The sequence below is a fragment of the Methylotenera mobilis 13 genome (assembly GCF_000384255.1).
In the GTDB taxonomy this organism is placed as follows: Bacteria; Pseudomonadota; Gammaproteobacteria; order Burkholderiales; family Methylophilaceae; genus Methylotenera; species Methylotenera mobilis_B.
On sequence record NZ_KB913035.1, the window covers coordinates 408,799 to 425,715 of the forward strand.

At 44.4% G+C, this 16,917-nt stretch carries 16 protein-coding genes; 9 read left to right on the forward strand and 7 right to left on the reverse strand.

Annotated features, from left to right (window positions below; genetic code table 11):
• Nucleotides 1–128: 128 nt before the first annotated feature.
• From rsmB to A391_RS0101965, 5 genes are all read left to right on the forward strand, one after another.
• Nucleotides 129–1,433, forward strand: a complete 1,305-nt coding sequence (gene rsmB / locus A391_RS0101945; RefSeq protein WP_019896950.1) for a 16S rRNA (cytosine(967)-C(5))-methyltransferase RsmB — start codon at nt 129–131, stop codon at nt 1,431–1,433.
• Nucleotides 1,411–1,980 carry a DUF4390 domain-containing protein gene (locus tag A391_RS0101950; RefSeq protein WP_019896951.1) on the forward strand — a complete coding sequence of 190 codons (570 nt, stop codon included), beginning with the start codon at nt 1,411–1,413 and terminating at the stop codon, nt 1,978–1,980. The genes rsmB and A391_RS0101950 overlap by 23 nt, the downstream gene beginning before the upstream one ends.
• Nucleotides 1,977–4,118 carry a sensor histidine kinase gene (locus A391_RS0101955; protein WP_019896952.1) on the forward strand — a complete coding sequence of 714 codons (2,142 nt, stop codon included), beginning with the start codon at nt 1,977–1,979 and terminating at the stop codon, nt 4,116–4,118. The genes A391_RS0101950 and A391_RS0101955 overlap by 4 nt, the downstream gene beginning before the upstream one ends.
• A gap of 28 nt (nt 4,119–4,146) precedes the next feature.
• A complete protein-coding gene (locus A391_RS0101960; protein ID WP_019896953.1) occupies nt 4,147–5,463 on the forward strand; it encodes a sigma-54-dependent transcriptional regulator in 1,317 nt (438 codons plus the stop codon).
• A 128-nt stretch (nt 5,464–5,591) separates the two neighbouring features.
• On the forward strand, nt 5,592–6,218 hold the full coding sequence (locus tag A391_RS0101965) for a hypothetical protein (RefSeq protein ID WP_029143926.1): 627 nt from the start codon (nt 5,592–5,594) through the stop codon (nt 6,216–6,218).
• Between the two features lie 66 nt (nt 6,219–6,284).
• Here the strand turns inward: A391_RS0101965 and hemB are convergent, their stop codons facing one another.
• The 7 genes from hemB to A391_RS0102000 all read right to left on the reverse strand — a co-directional run bounded on the left by hemB (nt 6,285) and on the right by A391_RS0102000 (nt 13,549).
• Complete coding sequence (hemB, locus tag A391_RS0101970; RefSeq protein WP_019896955.1) at nt 6,285–7,274, reverse strand: porphobilinogen synthase; 990 nt, start codon at nt 7,272–7,274, stop codon at nt 6,285–6,287.
• An 85-nt stretch (nt 7,275–7,359) separates the two neighbouring features.
• The gene (gene trpC / locus A391_RS0101975) at nt 7,360–8,148 is read right to left on the reverse strand and encodes an indole-3-glycerol phosphate synthase TrpC (RefSeq protein WP_019896956.1); all 789 of its coding nucleotides are present in this window, start codon (nt 8,146–8,148) and stop codon (nt 7,360–7,362) included.
• Nucleotides 8,149–8,236: 88 nt separating this feature from the next.
• Nucleotides 8,237–8,695, reverse strand: coding sequence for a DUF3465 domain-containing protein (locus tag A391_RS0101980; RefSeq protein ID WP_019896957.1), 459 nt, complete (start codon nt 8,693–8,695; stop codon nt 8,237–8,239).
• Complete coding sequence (gene trpD / locus A391_RS0101985; protein WP_019896958.1) at nt 8,692–9,708, reverse strand: anthranilate phosphoribosyltransferase; 1,017 nt, start codon at nt 9,706–9,708, stop codon at nt 8,692–8,694. Before trpD ends, A391_RS0101980 begins: the two co-directional genes overlap by 4 nt.
• 4 nt (nt 9,709–9,712) lie before the next feature.
• Nucleotides 9,713–10,276 (reverse strand): anthranilate synthase component II, encoded by a 564-nt coding sequence (locus A391_RS0101990; RefSeq protein ID WP_019896959.1) that lies wholly within the window; start codon nt 10,274–10,276, stop codon nt 9,713–9,715.
• A 179-nt stretch (nt 10,277–10,455) separates the two neighbouring features.
• Nucleotides 10,456–11,541, reverse strand: coding sequence for an NAD(P)/FAD-dependent oxidoreductase (locus tag A391_RS0101995; protein ID WP_019896960.1), 1,086 nt, complete (start codon nt 11,539–11,541; stop codon nt 10,456–10,458).
• Nucleotides 11,542–11,563: 22 nt separating this feature from the next.
• Nucleotides 11,564–13,549, reverse strand: a complete 1,986-nt coding sequence (locus tag A391_RS0102000) for a cation:proton antiporter (RefSeq protein WP_019896961.1) — start codon at nt 13,547–13,549, stop codon at nt 11,564–11,566.
• A gap of 310 nt (nt 13,550–13,859) precedes the next feature.
• On the opposite strand from A391_RS0102000, the gene A391_RS0102005 reads away from it, so the two are divergent.
• The 4 genes from A391_RS0102005 to lptA all read left to right on the forward strand — a co-directional run bounded on the left by A391_RS0102005 (nt 13,860) and on the right by lptA (nt 16,901).
• Entirely contained in the window at nt 13,860–14,885 is a 1,026-nt protein-coding gene (locus A391_RS0102005) for a KpsF/GutQ family sugar-phosphate isomerase (RefSeq protein ID WP_019896962.1), read from the forward strand.
• The gene (locus A391_RS0102010; RefSeq protein WP_019896963.1) at nt 14,886–15,446 is read left to right on the forward strand and encodes a KdsC family phosphatase; all 561 of its coding nucleotides are present in this window, start codon (nt 14,886–14,888) and stop codon (nt 15,444–15,446) included.
• Nucleotides 15,447–15,514: 68 nt separating this feature from the next.
• Nucleotides 15,515–16,222: an LPS export ABC transporter periplasmic protein LptC gene (gene lptC / locus A391_RS0102015; RefSeq protein ID WP_019896964.1), complete on the forward strand. Its 708-nt coding sequence runs from the start codon at nt 15,515–15,517 to the stop codon at nt 16,220–16,222.
• 10 nt (nt 16,223–16,232) lie between these two features.
• Nucleotides 16,233–16,901 carry a lipopolysaccharide transport periplasmic protein LptA gene (gene lptA, locus A391_RS0102020; RefSeq protein ID WP_036316921.1) on the forward strand — a complete coding sequence of 223 codons (669 nt, stop codon included), beginning with the start codon at nt 16,233–16,235 and terminating at the stop codon, nt 16,899–16,901.
• Nucleotides 16,902–16,917: the final 16 nt, after the last annotated feature.

Genomic DNA, 16,917 nt, shown 5'->3' on the forward strand with positions numbered 1-16,917 from the left:
TCCTTGTGAATCGAAATCATACAACGCACTGGCGTGGCTGTAAGATGACAACATCTTAACAGCTTAACCCTAATTGAGTGGATATCAAGTAAAATCAGTGTTTTAGCAATTATGAATAGAAACTAATTTTGTATATTTCTCAACAAATCGCTGCCGATGCTGTTCATCAAGTATTTTCAGGGCGAAATCTCACTACAGCGCTGCCTGCGTCACTGTCTAACTTCCCGAATGCTACGCCGCAACAAAAAGGCGCAGCGGCTGATTTAAGTTACGGTACGTTGCGCTTCTATGGTGAAATAGATGCTTATTTGAGGGCGTTACTTGAGAAGCCGTTAGACGATGAGCGTATTCATGCCTTATTGTTGGTGGCAATTTATCAGTTGACGCATGATAAAGCGGATGCGTTTACGGTAGTCAATCAAGCTGTACATGCGGTTAGTCAGCTAAAGAAACCTCCTGTCAAGACTTGGGCAAAGGGTTTGGTGAATGCAATCTTACGTAACTTTTTACGACAAAAAGAGCAATTAGCTGCCAAGTCGAAGAATAATGAAGTCGCGAGTTATTCCTACCCTCAGTGGTGGATTAGTAAATTGAAAACTCAATATCCAAATGATTGGCAAGGGATGTTAACGGTAGGTAATCAGCATCCACCGATGAGTTTGCGTGTGAATGTACAAAAAATTAGTGCCGTAGATTATTTGCAATTGTTAGTACGCAGTGAAATTGATGCTGTGCAAGTTGGTGCGCAGGCAGTGGTTTTGACTAAACCAATTGCCGTTGAAAAGATACCTGGGTTCACTGATGGAGTCGTGTCTGTGCAAGACTACGGCGCGCAATTAGCTGCGCATTTAATTGATGCTCAAGCTGGAATGCGTGTGTTGGATGCTTGCTGTGCACCAGGTGGTAAGACAGGGCACATTTTAGAGTTAGCTAATGTACAGATGACGGCTTTAGATAGTGATGAGGTGCGTTTGCAACGGGTGCAGGGTAATTTGGCGCGGCTAAATTTAAAGGCGAATCTGTTGGTTGGCGATGCCTCTGCAACTGATTGGTATGATGGGTCGCCTTTTGATAGAATTCTTGCAGATGTGCCGTGTACTGCCTCGGGTATTGTCAGGCGTCACGTTGATATCAAATGGTTAAGGCGAGAGGCTGACATTGCATCTTTTGCCGCTCAACAAGCTAAAATTTTACCAACGTTATGGCAGATGCTGGCAAAGGGTGGTAAATTGCTTTACGTCACGTGCTCTGTTTTTAAAGAAGAAAATCAAGATCAAATTGATCAGTTTTTGCAGAAGCATTCAGATGCAGTCCAGTTACCAATTAATCACATGCTCGATACTACGCACCAAAATATTACCCATATGCAAGGTCAGCTTATTCCTTCTAACTCACATGACGGTTTCTTTTATGCGCTACTGCAAAAAAATTAAGGTCATTTTTTGTGTAGTCGCGTTGGTATTGTTTTCAAGTTCGGTGTTTGCTGAAGGCAGTAGTTTACGTCTTAGAAGTGCAAATCTAACGGTTTATGAAGATGATTATTTGCTGAATGCTGATGCGGAAATCAACTTTGGCTCTGAAATAGAGAAGGCGATTCTTAAAGGGTTCGTGTTTAATTTTTTGATTGAGTTTCAGTTAGTCACACCTAGCAAGTATTGGTTTGATAATGAGGTCGTCACGACCGTGCAGCAAGTGAGCTTAAGTTATCATGCGCTTACACGACAATATATTGTGATGCGTAATGATCAGCAACGTGCCTATGCCACCCTAGATGAGGCCGTTGAAGATTTGTCGATAATTCAGGATATGAAGGTGTTCCAAGAGGTAGATATTGAGAGGGGCGAACGGTATCAAGCAGCTTTGTTAATGCGTTTGGATCAAAAGAAATTACCTAAAGCCCTACAGATAGAAGGAATGACTTCAAGCGAGTGGAAAATTAGTTCGCAACGTTTTGAGTGGACGCCTAATTTATTCAAATGAAATACATTGTATTTACAAGTGCACTACTAGGAGGCTTGCTGCTGTACTTGCTATCAAATGCAAGTGCTAATACTGCGGCATCTGGTGAACACTATACGCTTTTGGTTGCATTAAACATTGCCTTGGCTGTATTGCTGGTCTTGTTGATTGGTGTTCAGCTGTTTAGTTTGTATCGTAATATCCGTCAGCGTGTGATGGGGAGTCGCTTCACGCTTCGTTTGCTTGGCTCGTTTGCACTAATGGCGATTATTCCTGGCTTGATTGTGTATCTAGTGTCTGTTAATTTTTTAACACGATCGATAGAGTCATGGTTTAACGTCAAGGTGGAGTCTGCGTTAGAAGGTGGATTAAATCTTGGCCAGACTGCGCTTGAGATTATGTTAGCTGATGTGAAGGAAAAAGGCGAAAGCATGGCGACGAGCTTGGCATTTCAGCCTGCCAATACCCACTTCTCCATGCTCAACGATTTGCGCGAGAAGAGTGGGGTTCAGGACGCAACGCTTTTTACGCCACAAGGTGGAATTTTGGCGGTATCCAGTGGCGACGCCAGCAGTTTTCTGCCTGACCTGCCGAGTGTGACGCAACTTAGACAGGCGCGCCAGCGAATTTATGGCAACATTGAGCCGATTAACGGTAAAGGTTTGTATTTGCGTGTATTGATTCCTGTCAGTGTGCAGGATATTTCAGGTGAGATGCGTATTTTGCAGTTGCTACAGCCCGTCCCTAAGTCGCTAGCAACAACTGCAGAAGCAGTACAGGACGTGTATCAAGATTATCAGCAGCTGTCATATAGCCGAACGGCATTAAGAGAAGTGTTTGCACTGACGTTGACGTTAGTGATGATGCTGGCTATGTTTACTGCGGTGGCGATTGCGTTTGTGTTGAGCCGCCGATTATCGGCACCGCTTACCGTGCTGGCAGAAGGCACTAAGGCAATTGCTAGTGGGGATTACAGTACAATGTTACCTGCACACGGTAAAGATGAGTTAGGCGTGTTGGTGCAGTCATTTAACAGCATGACACAGCAGTTGGGTGATGCAACGAAAGCGGCTGATAGAAACCGCGCCCGTGTTGAGGCGGCTCGTGGCTATTTAGAAACTATCTTGGCACATTTGTCTTCAGGTGTTTTGGCACTCAATGAGCGGAGTGAGTTACGTACCTTTAATGAAGCTACTGTTAACATACTAGGCGTTTCTCTTGAGAGCTATGTTGGGTTCACGCCGGAAAAAATTATAGAAAAACAGCCTAATCTTTCTAGTTTTTTTCAGACGATTGCAGACAGTATTCAGCAGGAAAATCCACAGAAGAGTACACAAAAGGAAGAGGTGCAAGTGCAGATAGAATTAGCCACTGCGCACGGTAAGAAAATTATTACATTACGTGGAACGCGCCTGCCGGATGGGGGCTATGTTGCTGTGTTTGATGATGCAACTGCGATGGTGCAGGCGCAGCGCGATGCTGCATGGGGTGAGGTGGCGCGACGATTGGCGCATGAAATCAAGAATCCGCTTACGCCCATTCAGTTGTCAGCAGAGCGTATGGCGCATAAATTACATAACAAATTAGAAGAAGCTGATGCTGAAATTCTACAGCGTTCAACTGAAACTATTGTGAATCAAGTGGATGCGCTGAAAAAAATGGTGAATGAGTTTAGTGAGTATGCGCGCTCTCCAACCCCTCATTTGGAAAGTTTAGATCTCAATGCGTTAATTAGAGAGATTGTTTCTTTTTATGATGTACCCAAAATAAATGTTAAGTTAGCACTCACAAACACAGCTTGCCTAATAAAAGGTGATAGCACGATGCTAAGGCAGGTCCTGCATAATCTCATGCAGAATGCGCAGGATGCATTAGCATCGACTTTAATGCCAATGATTCAGATTGCAACCTCTGTTGATGACGGTATGCTGATACTCACTGTACAAGATAATGGTGGCGGCTTCCCCGATGAGATGATGTTGCATGTGTTTGAGCCTTATATGACGACCAAGCCGCACGGTACTGGTTTAGGCTTGGCGATTGTTAAAAAAATCATCGAGGAACATAAGGGGAATATTAAAATTGAAAATGTATTATCCAATGAAGCAAATGGATCGGGTGCTATCATTACAATCAGCATTCCACTGTTACTCAATTAAACAACACACTTATTGATACAAAAATCGTATGGCATCAAAACATATTTTAGTGATTGACGATGAAATAGGAATACGCGAACTGTTGCGTGATATCTTGCAAGATGAAGGTTATCAGGTGCAGTTGGCGGAAAACGCCGCCACTGCGCGTGCTATGCGTTTGCATGAGCGTCCCGATGTGGTGTTGCTCGATATCTGGATGCCTGATTGTGACGGCATTAGTTTGCTGAAAGAGTGGGCGAATAGTGGTTTGTTGACTATGCCGGTGGTGATGATGTCTGGACATGGCACGATTGATACCGCGGTGGAGGCGACCCGTATTGGTGCCTTTGATTTTCTAGAGAAGCCTATTGCGCTACAAAAACTGCTTAAAACAGTGGCTACTGCATTGAAGCATAGCGAGCAACTACCCAAGTCAGAGATGAATTTGATTAGTTTGGGTAAAAGCCCTATTGTTGTTGCCCTAAATGAGCGTTTGGACAAAATTGCTTCTAGCTCGAGTGATGCGCCTAGCCCAGTTTTGTTGATCGGGCCTGTTGGATGTGGGGCTGAATTGTGCGCGCGCTTTTTGCATAATACCAATACGCCATGGCTAGAGTTGGTTGAATATAGTCAGCTTGTGACGGCGCCGCTAGATGTACTAGCCTCTGCCAATGATGGGGTGGTCTATCTACCGGAAATTGCAGAGCTTAATAAAACCGAACAAAAAGGTTTGCTGCTTTTGATTACAAAAGCTGAGAAATATAATGTGCGTGTCATCTGTGGAACTAGCCACAACTTGCAGAAATTACAAGCCGAAGGCCTTTTTGACCATAATCTGTTACAAATTCTATCCGCTGTCTCATTGCGGGTGCCAGCATTAGAAGAGCATAAGGAAGATATTCCTGATTTAGTGGTGACAATTGCTAACTTGCAGTTTGAGCTTGCTAATGTGCCTTACCGTGAGTTTGACATTGCTGCATTAAATGCTTTACGTAATGCTAATTGGCCCGGCGATATCGCACAATTGGATGCTGTGGTGCGTAATCTGATTCAAACCAGTTTGGGTGATAAGATCACTTTAGATGATGTTAACAGGGTGATGCATCAGTTTGATGGTGGGTTGCAACCTGAAACTAAGACGACTGTTGTGGCTACATTGAATGGTGCTAGACATTCAAGTCTAGACATAGAGACTAATCTCAATCAGCCCTTGCGTGAAGCGCGAGATGATTTTGAGCGACTGTATTTTAATTACCATATTAAGTCGGTTGCTGGGAATATGAACAAGCTGGCTGAGGTTTCAGGGCTAGAGCGTACACACTTGTACCGTAAACTTAAGCAACTCGACGTGAAAATCAAAGGGTAAGCTTCTATTTTTAGCATTGCATGCTACGCAAGCAATCGCATGATGATGCTACCTAGTCCTCTAGAATGCATGACACCATTGCGATGGCTTCAATGATGGGGCATGCTTACGATAGCGTTTATAAAATAATGGCAAAAGAAAACTTACAACATATTCGTCAGTTAGTGGCACAGCAGGCCGCGCGCATGATGGCAGAAGATGGCATATCAGATTATGCCTATGCTAAAAAGAAAGCTGGGCGGCAATTAGGTGCATTGGAGAGTAGCAGCCTGCCATCTAATGCCGAGGTGGAGGAAGAGCTTAAGCTTTATAACGCATTGTATTTAAGTGAAGAGCAGCCAGAGAACTTACGTGACTTACGCAAGAATGCGTTATTTACAATGCAGATGTTAGAAAGGTTTAACCCGTATCTCACTGGGCCAGTATTGGATGGTACAGCAGGCTTGCTATCAGAAACCCATATTCATTTATTTGCGGACAGCATAAAAGAAGTTGAGATGTTTCTACTTAACCAGCAGATTCCCTTTGATGTAAACGAGAAATCTTATCGCATTATGAATGATGGTAAGCGTGATAAAAGAGGTGATGGTCGTAAAACCGTGCCTGTGTTTACATTGGAAATGGATACGGGGCTGATTAAGTTGAGTGTATTTGAGGTAGATGATATTCGTGTGCCGACCAAGCGTGCAACAGATGGCAGTAACGCTGATCGGGTAGGTATCGACGAATTAAAGGCTTTGATTGCTGCAAGTTAAGTAAGCGCTCACCTATGTGGCGTTTACTCAACTTGAATGACTGAAATCATTAACTTTTGAGAATTGCTAGTCCTTGAGCCAGCGAGCAACATCCATCGCAAAGTAAGTTAAAATGCCATCAGCCCCCGCGCGTTTAAATGCTAGCAAACTTTCTAGCACGCATGCTTTTTCATCCAGCCAGCCATTTTGGGCTGCTGCTTTTAGCATTGCGTATTCGCCGCTAACTTGGTATGCAAATGTAGGTACGCCAAACTCATCTTTAACACGGCGTACAATATCTAAATATGGCATGCCAGGTTTAACCATCACCATATCTGCACCTTCTGAAATATCCAAAGCAACTTCTTGCATGGCTTCGTCGCTATTAGCAGGGTCCATTTGATAAGTGTATTTATTTCCTTTGCCTAAGTTAGCAGCAGAGCCAACCGCATCACGAAACGGGCCATAAAACGCAGAGGCGTATTTAGCAGAGTAAGCCAGAATTTTGGTATGGATATTTAGCGTGCTTTCTAATGATTCACGAATCTGGCCAATGCGCCCATCCATCATATCGCTAGGCGCAACTACATCCGCACCTGCATTGGCATGAGAGATGGCTTGTTTGACTAAGACTTCAATGGTTTCGTCATTAAGCACGTAGCCTGAGTCATCAATGAGTCCATCTTGTCCGTGCGTCGTGTATGGATCTAAAGCAACATCTGTAATTACTCCCAGTTCAGGGTAGGCTGCTTTCAGTGCAATCACGGTACGTTGTACCAAACCTTCTGGGTTATAGGCTTCTGCTGCATCTAAGCTTTTAAATTGTGCATCAACCACTGGAAATAAGGCGATGGCTGGAATCCCCAATGCGACACATTCGCCAGCTGTTTTAAGTAATACATCAATACTTTGGCGCTTTACGCCTGGCATAGATGCTACTTCTTCAATGCGGTTTTCACCGTCTAACACAAACACTGGATAAATTAAGTCGTTGCTCGTCAGTACATTTTCACGCATCAAGCGGCGTGAAAAATCATCTTTACGCATGCGACGTGGACGAGAATAAGGGTAGCTCATGTTTAAACCTCAGTAAAAAAGTAACTTTGCCATCAGTGTGTTCGGGGCAGCGTTCTTTGTTGTATATGTATTCTAAATAATTGTCTTAAGCGAACACTTTTGCAAGCTCGGCGCCTGGGTCTGGTTGTCGCATAAATGCTTCCCCCACCAAGAAAGTGTGTACATTATTTTTACGCATAAGCGCGACATTTTCTTGGGTGAAAATACCCGATTCAGTGACGACGATTTTTCCTTCTGGAATGCGTGCCAATAGGCCTAGGGTCGTATCTAAAGTGACATCAAACGTACGCAAATTACGGTTGTTGATGCCAAGTAGAGGGGTATTGAGTTGCAACGCAAGGTCTAATTCCTCACCGTTATGGACTTCTACTAAAACCGCCATACCTAAGCTGTGGGCAATTGATTCTAGTTCACGCATTTTGGCTAAATCAATGGCTGCAGCAATCAGTAAAATACAATCAGCACCCATCGCCCGTGCTTCGTAAACTTGATACGGATCTATCATAAAGTCTTTGCGTAGCACTGGTAACTGACATGCGGCACGGGCTTGTTTTAAATACTCTGGTGAACCTTGAAAATACTCTACGTCAGTAAGTACTGACAAGCATGCTGCGCCGCCTTGCTCATAGCTTGTTGCAATCTCGGCTGGTTTAAAATCTGCACGTATCACACCTTTTGATGGGCTGGCTTTTTTGATCTCAGCAATCACTGCAGCTTGTTTGTTCGCAATTTTTGTGCGGATGCTACCAACAAAGTCTCTTACTGCAATGGCAGACGCGGCTTCTGCCTGTACGGCCTCAAATGGTTTTTTGATTTTCGCGGCAGCAACCTCAAGCGTTTTAGTTGCAATGATTTTATTTAGAATATCTGACATATGCTTTCGCTATTACATTAATAAGTGAATTGGTAATAAATGTACTGGTAGTAAATGTATTGGTTTAGGAGCAAAGCTCCTAGCGTCTTTATTGGTATTTCTGGTTGTTGTGCATTACCCATCCGCCTTCATGGTCGCCTTTAGGCGCATGGTGGGTCCAGTGCATCACCCCACCTTTTGGATTATATACATACTCACCATTAAACGAAATTGTATCGCCTACTTGTAAAGGTATCCTTGGTGCTAGGTCTATATTGTGTGCAAATAACAAGGTTTGCTTAGTGTTGATTTTAACTAGAAACTTTTGGTGTTTTGCACCTTTGTTATCATCGGGTAACAGTTTGATGACAACACCAGTGCCAGTGACTTGCACATCGCTTAGTTTTGAGGCAAAAGCTTGTTCAATACTAGCATTGCTGGCCGCAGCTAGGTCTGTATGTTCTGCAATTGGAAGTTGCTGGGTATCGCTGGCGCTTGGCTGATTGCAGCCAAATAAAGTAAATGCTAAGCCAAGTGCGATGAGCCAGTATTTAGCATCAACTCTCATGCGTTTGACGTACTGATGAGCGCCTGTAGTTTTTGCATTGCCTTTCCACTATCTAACATGGCTGCAGCAGTTTTAATGCCATCTGCTAACGTAGATGCGATGCCTGAAACATAAATTGCAGCCCCTGCATTAAGCAATACAATGTCTCTGGCTGGGCCTGTTTTCCCAGCGAGTAAATCTAGAATCATGTCCTTAGATTTTTGCGCATCATTCACTTTAATACTGCTTAGGTCGTGTAAATCTAAGCCAAATTGGGTTGGATTCACTGTGTATTCATGCACTTCACCATTTTTAAGTTCAGCCACATGGGTGTCGCCTGTGAAAGAGATTTCATCCATGCCGTCAGCACCGCATACCACCATCACATGCTCGCTACCCAGTTGCTTGAGCACATGCGCTAATTTAGCGGTTAAGTCTGGTGAAAATACACCCATGACCTGGCGTTTAGCGTTGGCTGGGTTGGTGAGAGGGCCAAGCAAGTTGAACAGCGTACGAATGCCAAGCTCGCGACGTATTGGCGCGGCGTGTTTCATTGCGCTATGGTGATTGGGTGCGAACATAAACCCTAAACCCACTTGATTAACTGAATTTGCCACTTGCTCAGGACTTAAGTTCACGTTAACGCCCAGCGCCTCTAATACATCTGCGCTACCGCAAGTGGATGAGACTGAGCGACCACCATGTTTAGCTACTTTTGCGCCAGCGGCTGCCGCAACAAAGGCACTCACAGTAGAGATGTTAAAGGTTTGTATGCCATCACCGCCTGTGCCACAGGTGTCTACTAGATGATTCGCATCTTGAATATTCACTTTGGTTGAAAGTGCGCGCATGACGCTAGCGGCAGCTGCAATTTCATCTACCGTTTCACCTTTAATCCGTAACGCGACCAATACACCAGCAATCTGTGCTGGCGTCAGTTCGCCAGCCATGACTTGATGCATTAAGCTTTGCATTGTCTCAAAGCTTAAGTGTTCGCCCTTGATTAATAGGTTTAGCGTTTGCGCATAACTCATTGGGTTAAGCTTTCAAGAAGTTATTTAAAAGCGCGTGACCATGTTCGGTAAGAATAGACTCAGGGTGAAACTGTACCCCCTCAACAGCAAGCGTCTTATGGCGAACGCCCATGATTTCGCCATCATCTGTCCATGCTGTAATTTCCAAGCAATCTGGCAAGGTTTCTTTTTCAATGACTAATGAATGGTAGCGTGTAGCCGTGTACGGGTTAGGGAGCCCCTTAAATACACCAATATCTTTATGATTGATGAGCGAGGTTTTGCCATGCATCAATTGCTTGGCATGGATGATGTTGCCACCAAACGCTTGACCAATACTTTGATGGCCTAAGCAAACACCTAGCAAAGGTATCTTGCCTGCAAACTCTTTGATGAGTGGTACGCTAATGCCAGCTTCGTTAGGTGTGCAAGGGCCTGGTGAAATCACAATATGGTCAGGCTTAAGTTCTGCAACCTTGGCTAAATCAATTTCATCATTACGGTAAACCAATACCTCTTCACCAAGCTCACCTAGATATTGCACCAAGTTGTAGGTGAATGAGTCATAGTTGTCGATCATTAGCAGCATGTTCTGTCCTAATTTACTTGCTGGCTTTCCATCCGTGAAAAGCCTTGTATTATCAGCACTATTTTACCAACGCTTAAAATTTACGTATAGGTAAATACGCTAAATTACTGAAAAGATATTATATATACTTGCTTGCTGATTCTACGTCGCCGCACCAATAAGGCTTGGGCATGCTTGAATTAGTAAGCGCAGGCGTAGGGCGTTGCATCTATGCTTGGTTTTTCTTCTGATATGATGGCTGCAATTAACTTCGCACTGGCTGGCGCCATGGTAAGCCCGTATCTAAAATGCCCAGTGTTTAAAAACAGATTTTTGATAGTCGGATGCGCGCCTATGGTTGGAAGGTTCTCAGGGGTGCCTGGACGTAAGCCGCTCCAGTGTTTGATAATGGGCTGGCCTTTTAATTCTGGCATAATGGTTTCAGCTTTTATCCGTAACTCTTCACGCACATCTTCTGTCACCCCGTTATCAAAACCAACATCTTCAAGTGTACTTCCTGCCAACAAATAGCCATCTAAGCGAGGAATCATGTAGAAGCCTTCTCTGTACACCATTTGCTCTAGATTCTTAATGGGCTTGTAAAGCAATATTTGTCCACGCATTGGCTTGATGTTGAGCTTTGCGCTGGTTTCTTTCAGTAAATCGAAACTCCATGCACCAGAGGTGACCACAAATTGATCTGCGCTGAGTTTCTCACCGCTTGTCGTTTGCCACTCATTCAGTTCTTGCATCTCTTCTAGAGGCATAAGTTGAGTATGTTCAAGCATCGTTACATTGTGTTGCTCTAACCATTTACGCATGCCCTGCATCAAGTAAGGTGGGCGTATTTGGCATACGGTAGGCAACCATAGTCCATCTTCGCCGCTTGGTGATTGCACACCAAAAGCGGCAGCTTTTACTGGCTGGAAGCTAAGCTGGTTTTGCTGGCACCATGTTTTAGCCGCCTCGAGGTCAAACTTAGGGAGCAATAAAAAACCTGACTGTGCAAAATCGGATGGAAAGCCTGTTTCGTGTTCTAGTTGCTGAGATAATGAACGGTAAAAGTCAGCGCTGTTGTGCGTTAAGGTATTGACCGCTTCTGAATACAGCCATGGCAGTAATGGAAAAATAATGCCGCCGCCGGCCCAAGAAGACTCACCTGAAGTTTGGCTGGCAATTTGATTTCGCTCAACAATCGTGACGCGATGGCCTTTGTTAATTAACTCCATTGCGGTCATGCAGCCGACAATGCCACCGCCGATAATCATGGTGTGTTGTTTAGACATTTAATCCTCAACTTTTAAAGCTTTATTTGTTAGCGACACGACCCATTAATAATGCATTCTCTGCATTGGTTAAACCTGCTGGCTGTCCTAGTAGTACAACTACATCACCTTCAGCGAGCAAGCTCTCATTAGACATAGGTGCGCCTTTGGCATTGGGGCGGCGGATATTTTTAATGCTGACATCAAAGCTATCCAATTGCATATCGTCTAGGCATCTGCCAATCGCGTATGCACCTGCTGTAATGATGACCGAGTGAAGTCTAACCTCTTGTTTAGTGAGGCCTTCATTTTCTGTGTCTGAGATACCATGAAAGTAGCCCTTAAACATACTGTAACGCTCTTCACGAAACATTCTGATGCGTTTAACCACGCGATTTAATGGTACGCCAAGTAGCATCAGTGCATGCGAAGCTAGCATGAGGCTGCCTTCTAAAATCTCAGGCACTACCTCTGTTGCACCGGCCTGACGTAAGATTTCCATATTAGAGTCATCCACAGTACGAACGATGACTGGTAGTTGCGGGTAGCTTTCCTGTGCAATATGCAAAATCTTCATCGCCGCGCGGTTGTCTGCATAACTAATGATGAGAGCTTTAGCTCTTGCAGCCCCTGCCGCTTCTAGTACGACACGTCTTGCAGCATCACCAAACATCACGTTTTCACCTGCTGCGGCTGCGTCCAACACTCTAGAGGGATCAATGTCTAAGGCTACGTAAGGGATGTTTTCTTCTTTCAAGAAGCGGCCGAGGTATTGACCGCTGCGGCCGTAGCCGCAAATCACTACGTGGTTATGCAAGTGTTTGCTGCCTTCGTCAATTTCTTCAATAATTTGGCCGCTGTTGCGGGTGTAGCTGCGTGCCAAGCGGCGAGCAATGCGGCCATTATACTGAATCAGGAACGGTGCAATTACCATAGAAAGCAATGCCGCAGCCAAGGTGACTTGTAGTGCGGGGCCCTCAATCAGTTTTTGCTCAGCGCCTAACGCTAAAATCACAAAGCCAAACTCACCAGCTTGCGCAAGAATAATACCAGTACGTATCGCCACGCCGATTTCGTATTTAACAAACCGAACCACGGCGGTCACAATCACGGCTTTGAATAAAATGAATCCGAATAGGGTGAGTAGTATTACGCCAATATGATGAATAATTTCTGTAATGTTCAGCAGCATGCCCACGCTAATAAAAAATAGCCCTAACAATATGTCGCGGAATGGTCCGATATCAGACTCCACTTGGTAGCGATATTTAGTTTCAGAAATTAACATGCCAGCAACAAACGCACCTAACGCGTAAGATAGTCCAGCTGTTTTAGTGGCAAAAGCCACTAATAAAGTCACCATTAATACATTCATCACAAATAATTCACGTGAGCGTTGGCTGGCAACCAGATTAAACAAGGGGTTGATCAGCCATTTGCCTACGGTAAACAGGAATAGCAACATGCCAATCGCTTTGAGTGTGGCCAATCCGAGTACATCAAATAGATTGGCGTTTGCGGCGCCAAGTGCTGGAATTAATACCAAAACGGGAACAACAATAATGTCCTGAAATAACAGTACGCCAATACTTAAGCGACCGTGTCTTGAGTTGAGGTCTATGCGCTCAGCGAGAATTTTTGAAACAATTGCGGTGGATGACATGGTCAGTGCGGCACCAATCACAAACGCGGCAGGCCAGCTGACACCTATTAGTTTGGCAATGCACATGGTGAGCGCAAGGGTAATAAACACTTGCGCTCCGCCAAGCCCTAATACTTTTGTCCGCATTGCATAAAGCTGAGGTAGGCTGAATTCTAGGCCGATGCTGAACATCAGGAACACAATACCGAACTCTGCAAATTCACGACTCGCTTCGTCATCTGGAAGCACGCCAAACGTGTGTGGCCCTAGTGCCAGACCCACTAGGAAGTAAGCCAGCATGGCGGGTAGCTGTAGCTTGCGGAAAAGCGCAACAGCAAGCACTGAGCTGATGAGCAGCGTTATAATTAAAGGAAGTGTGCCTGACATATTGTCTTTATTGGGAGCGGATTTTTATTGTTGAATTATTAGGTTGTCTATTGTTTCACAAAGCACATCGAAACGATAAATATCTTAGTCGATTTTACGTAATTTTTTGTAAATATTGTGAGCCAATAGCAAAAACTATGCCTATGGGTAATTATTTTTAGTTATTTTTGGCAATATTCCCATATTAGACATGCTTTAGGCTTTATCACTAAAGCATTCCCTTTTATACTAGTTGCTTAAATCTTTAATTGTTACAAAGTGATTACGTAAATGATTAAAGTGTAGATAAAATTTGAGTGTAGATAAATTTATGGCGCAGTCATCACAGATTAAAACCTCACAATTGTCACGCGAGCTGAAATCGGTAGATCAAACACAAACGCTAGCATTGGCAAAAGAGATTCTGCAACTAGAGTCAAGCGAGATTGATGCATTGGCGCACCGTTTAGATCATCGCTTCAGTGAAGCAGTTTCCCTGATTTTGCAATGCAAAGGGCGTGTAGTCGTCAGCGGTATGGGTAAGTCCGGACATATTGGCGGTAAAATCGCTTCTACACTGGCGAGTACAGGTACGCCGGCTTTTTTTATGCACCCGGCAGAAGCGAGTCATGGTGATTTAGGAATGATTACAGCTGGGGATGTGGTCATTGCGCTTTCCAACTCAGGTGAAAGCGATGAGATTTTAGCCATTATTCCTCCATTAAAGCGCTTGGGTGCGAGCATTATTGGTATTACTGGAAATGATGCGTCAAGCTTGGCAAAAGCGGCAGATGTTCATTTGAGTGCGCATGTGAGTAAAGAAGCTTGCCCGCTTGGATTGGCACCAACTTCAAGTACAACCGTTGCATTAGCCCTCGGCGATGCCTTGGCGCTGTGTGTGTTGGATTTACGTGATTTCACTGCTGAGGATTTTGCGAGGTCTCACCCTGGCGGTAGTTTGGGACGCCGTTTGTTGGTAAGAGTCAGTGATTTAATGCGCACGGGTAGTGATGTACCTCATGTGCCGGCTCAGGCAAGCTTGGCTGAGGCTTTGCTCGAAATGTCACGCAAGGGCTTGGGATTGACTGCGGTGATCGATGCTGAAAATAAGCCGATTGGTATCTTTACCGATGGTGATTTAAGGCGTGCTTTTGAGCAAAATGTAAATGTGATGACTTCTAAGATTCTTGATGTGATGCACCCAAATCCCAGTACGATTCATCAAGATCAGCTTGCGATTTCTGGGGTTGAGGTCATGGAGCAACGTAAGATTAATGGGTTGCTAGTCGTGGATGATGGTGGTTATTTGGTCGGTGCATTGAATATGCATGACCTGTTATTGGCAAAGGTGGTCTAGGTGAGTGTGTTGCAAAATAATGCAGCCCTAACCGAGCGTTTGAAAAACATTCGGTTATTGGTGTTGGATGTCGATGGGGTAATGACTGATGGTGGGCTCACTATTGGTGACGATGGCCAAGAGTATAAAACCTTTCATGCGCATGATGGCTTAGGTATGAAACTATTGAAAGCAACAGGCGTTAACTTGGCTATTATCACTGGGCGTACTTCAGAGGTCGTTAAAAAGCGTGCTGAAAGCACGGGCGTGGCGCATTTTTATCAGGGTGCGGAAGATAAGTTGGCTGCGTTGCAAGATTTAATGAAGTTGAGTGGTTTAGAAGCTACTCAATGTGCCTTTATGGGGGATGATGTTGTAGATTTGCCGCCAATGCTGAAATGTGGCCTAGCGATTGCCGTGCCTGATTCGCCAGATTTGCTACTCAAGCATGCGCATTATGTGACAAAAAAACAAGGTGGCAGAGGGGCTGTGCGTGAAGTGTGTGAGTTGATTATGCAGGCGCAAGGCACTTTTGATGGACAAATGGCACGCTTTTTAACACAAGCTAGTATTTCTAATTAGGTGGAGAGTAGCATCTGCATGGTTAAACAGTTAATGCAATCTAGTCTCAACGGGGTGGGTGTTTAGGTATGCAACTAGGCACGAAATCTGCGATTGTTTTCCCTTTAGCGTTATTGCTATTGTTAGCATTGCTCACATTTTGGATAGATAAGTCGGTTCAGCCTCAGTTACCTAAGTTGGATGGCAGTAGTCGTCACGATCCAGACTATATGATGAGTAACTTTGAGACGACAAAGACTGATATCAATGGAGCGCTGCGATACAAATTAGCGGCAGCTGAGATGAAGCATTTTCCTGACGTGGATACCACAGATTTGATTAAGCCACGTTTTACACAGTTTGCTAAGGATAAACCTTATACTAAGTTACAAGGTGACACTGGTAATATTTCCAGCGATGGTGAGCAAGTTGAAGTGTTTGGTAATGTGCTGGTCATGCGGGAAGCTTTTGGTGATAAGGGGGAAATGACGGTAGAAACAGATTACCTTAAAATTTTACCAAATGAAGAGTATGCGACGACAGACCGCCCTGTGGTCATTAAACAAGCGCCTGGCACAGTTGTGTATGCGACAGGATTAATTTACGAAAAAAACCAGCAAACCGTCACTTTATTGCACAAAGTGCGTGCACATTATGAGCGGCCAGTAGCGAAAGCGAAAAAAACATTGACATCAGATCAAAAGAACATTCAGCAGCCTAAGGTGGGTAAGCCCGCTGTGACGGTTCAATCAGACAAACCAAATAACAATGCGCGCATTCGGAGACGCTATGAATAGGCAGCTTTTCATGATTAAAATTAATAGATTATTGACTCTTTTGTTATCTGGTATCTTGATGTTAGGCCTTAGTGGTCGTGCGTGGGCGGAGGCAGCAGACCGTGATAAGCCGATTGACCTTGAGGCAGATACCATGAAAGTGGATGATGCTAAACAAATTAGCACATATGCGGGCAATGTGATTTTAACGCAAGGTACGTTGGAAATTCATGCAGACAAGCTGGTTGTGCGCGAGGATAAAGAAGGGTTTCAACACAGTACTTCTTTAGGTAACCCTACTACTTTCAGACAAAAGCTGGAGGGTAAGAATGAATACATTCAAGGTAGTGCACAGCGTATTGAGTACGATGGACGTATGGATAAAGTGCAGTTATATACGAAAGCATGGGTGAAGCGCGGTGAAGACGTTGTACATGGTGATTACATTATGTACGATGCAAACGCAGAGTACGCTGAGGTGATTGGCGGTAGTTCTCAGAACGCCACCGCTGGTACAGGTCGTGTCCGTGCGGTGATTCAGCCTAAAAACAAAAAGGCGCCTGTTGAGATTAAGCCAGTTGCTCCACCTAGTAAAGCGAAGCCTGATAGCTCTAATGGTAGTGGCACTATTCCAACAGTAAAAGACTCAAGGTTCAGCCGTACTTTAGAAGTCAGTAAAAGTGCGGGCAATGCTCAATGATTATTCAAAATAATAA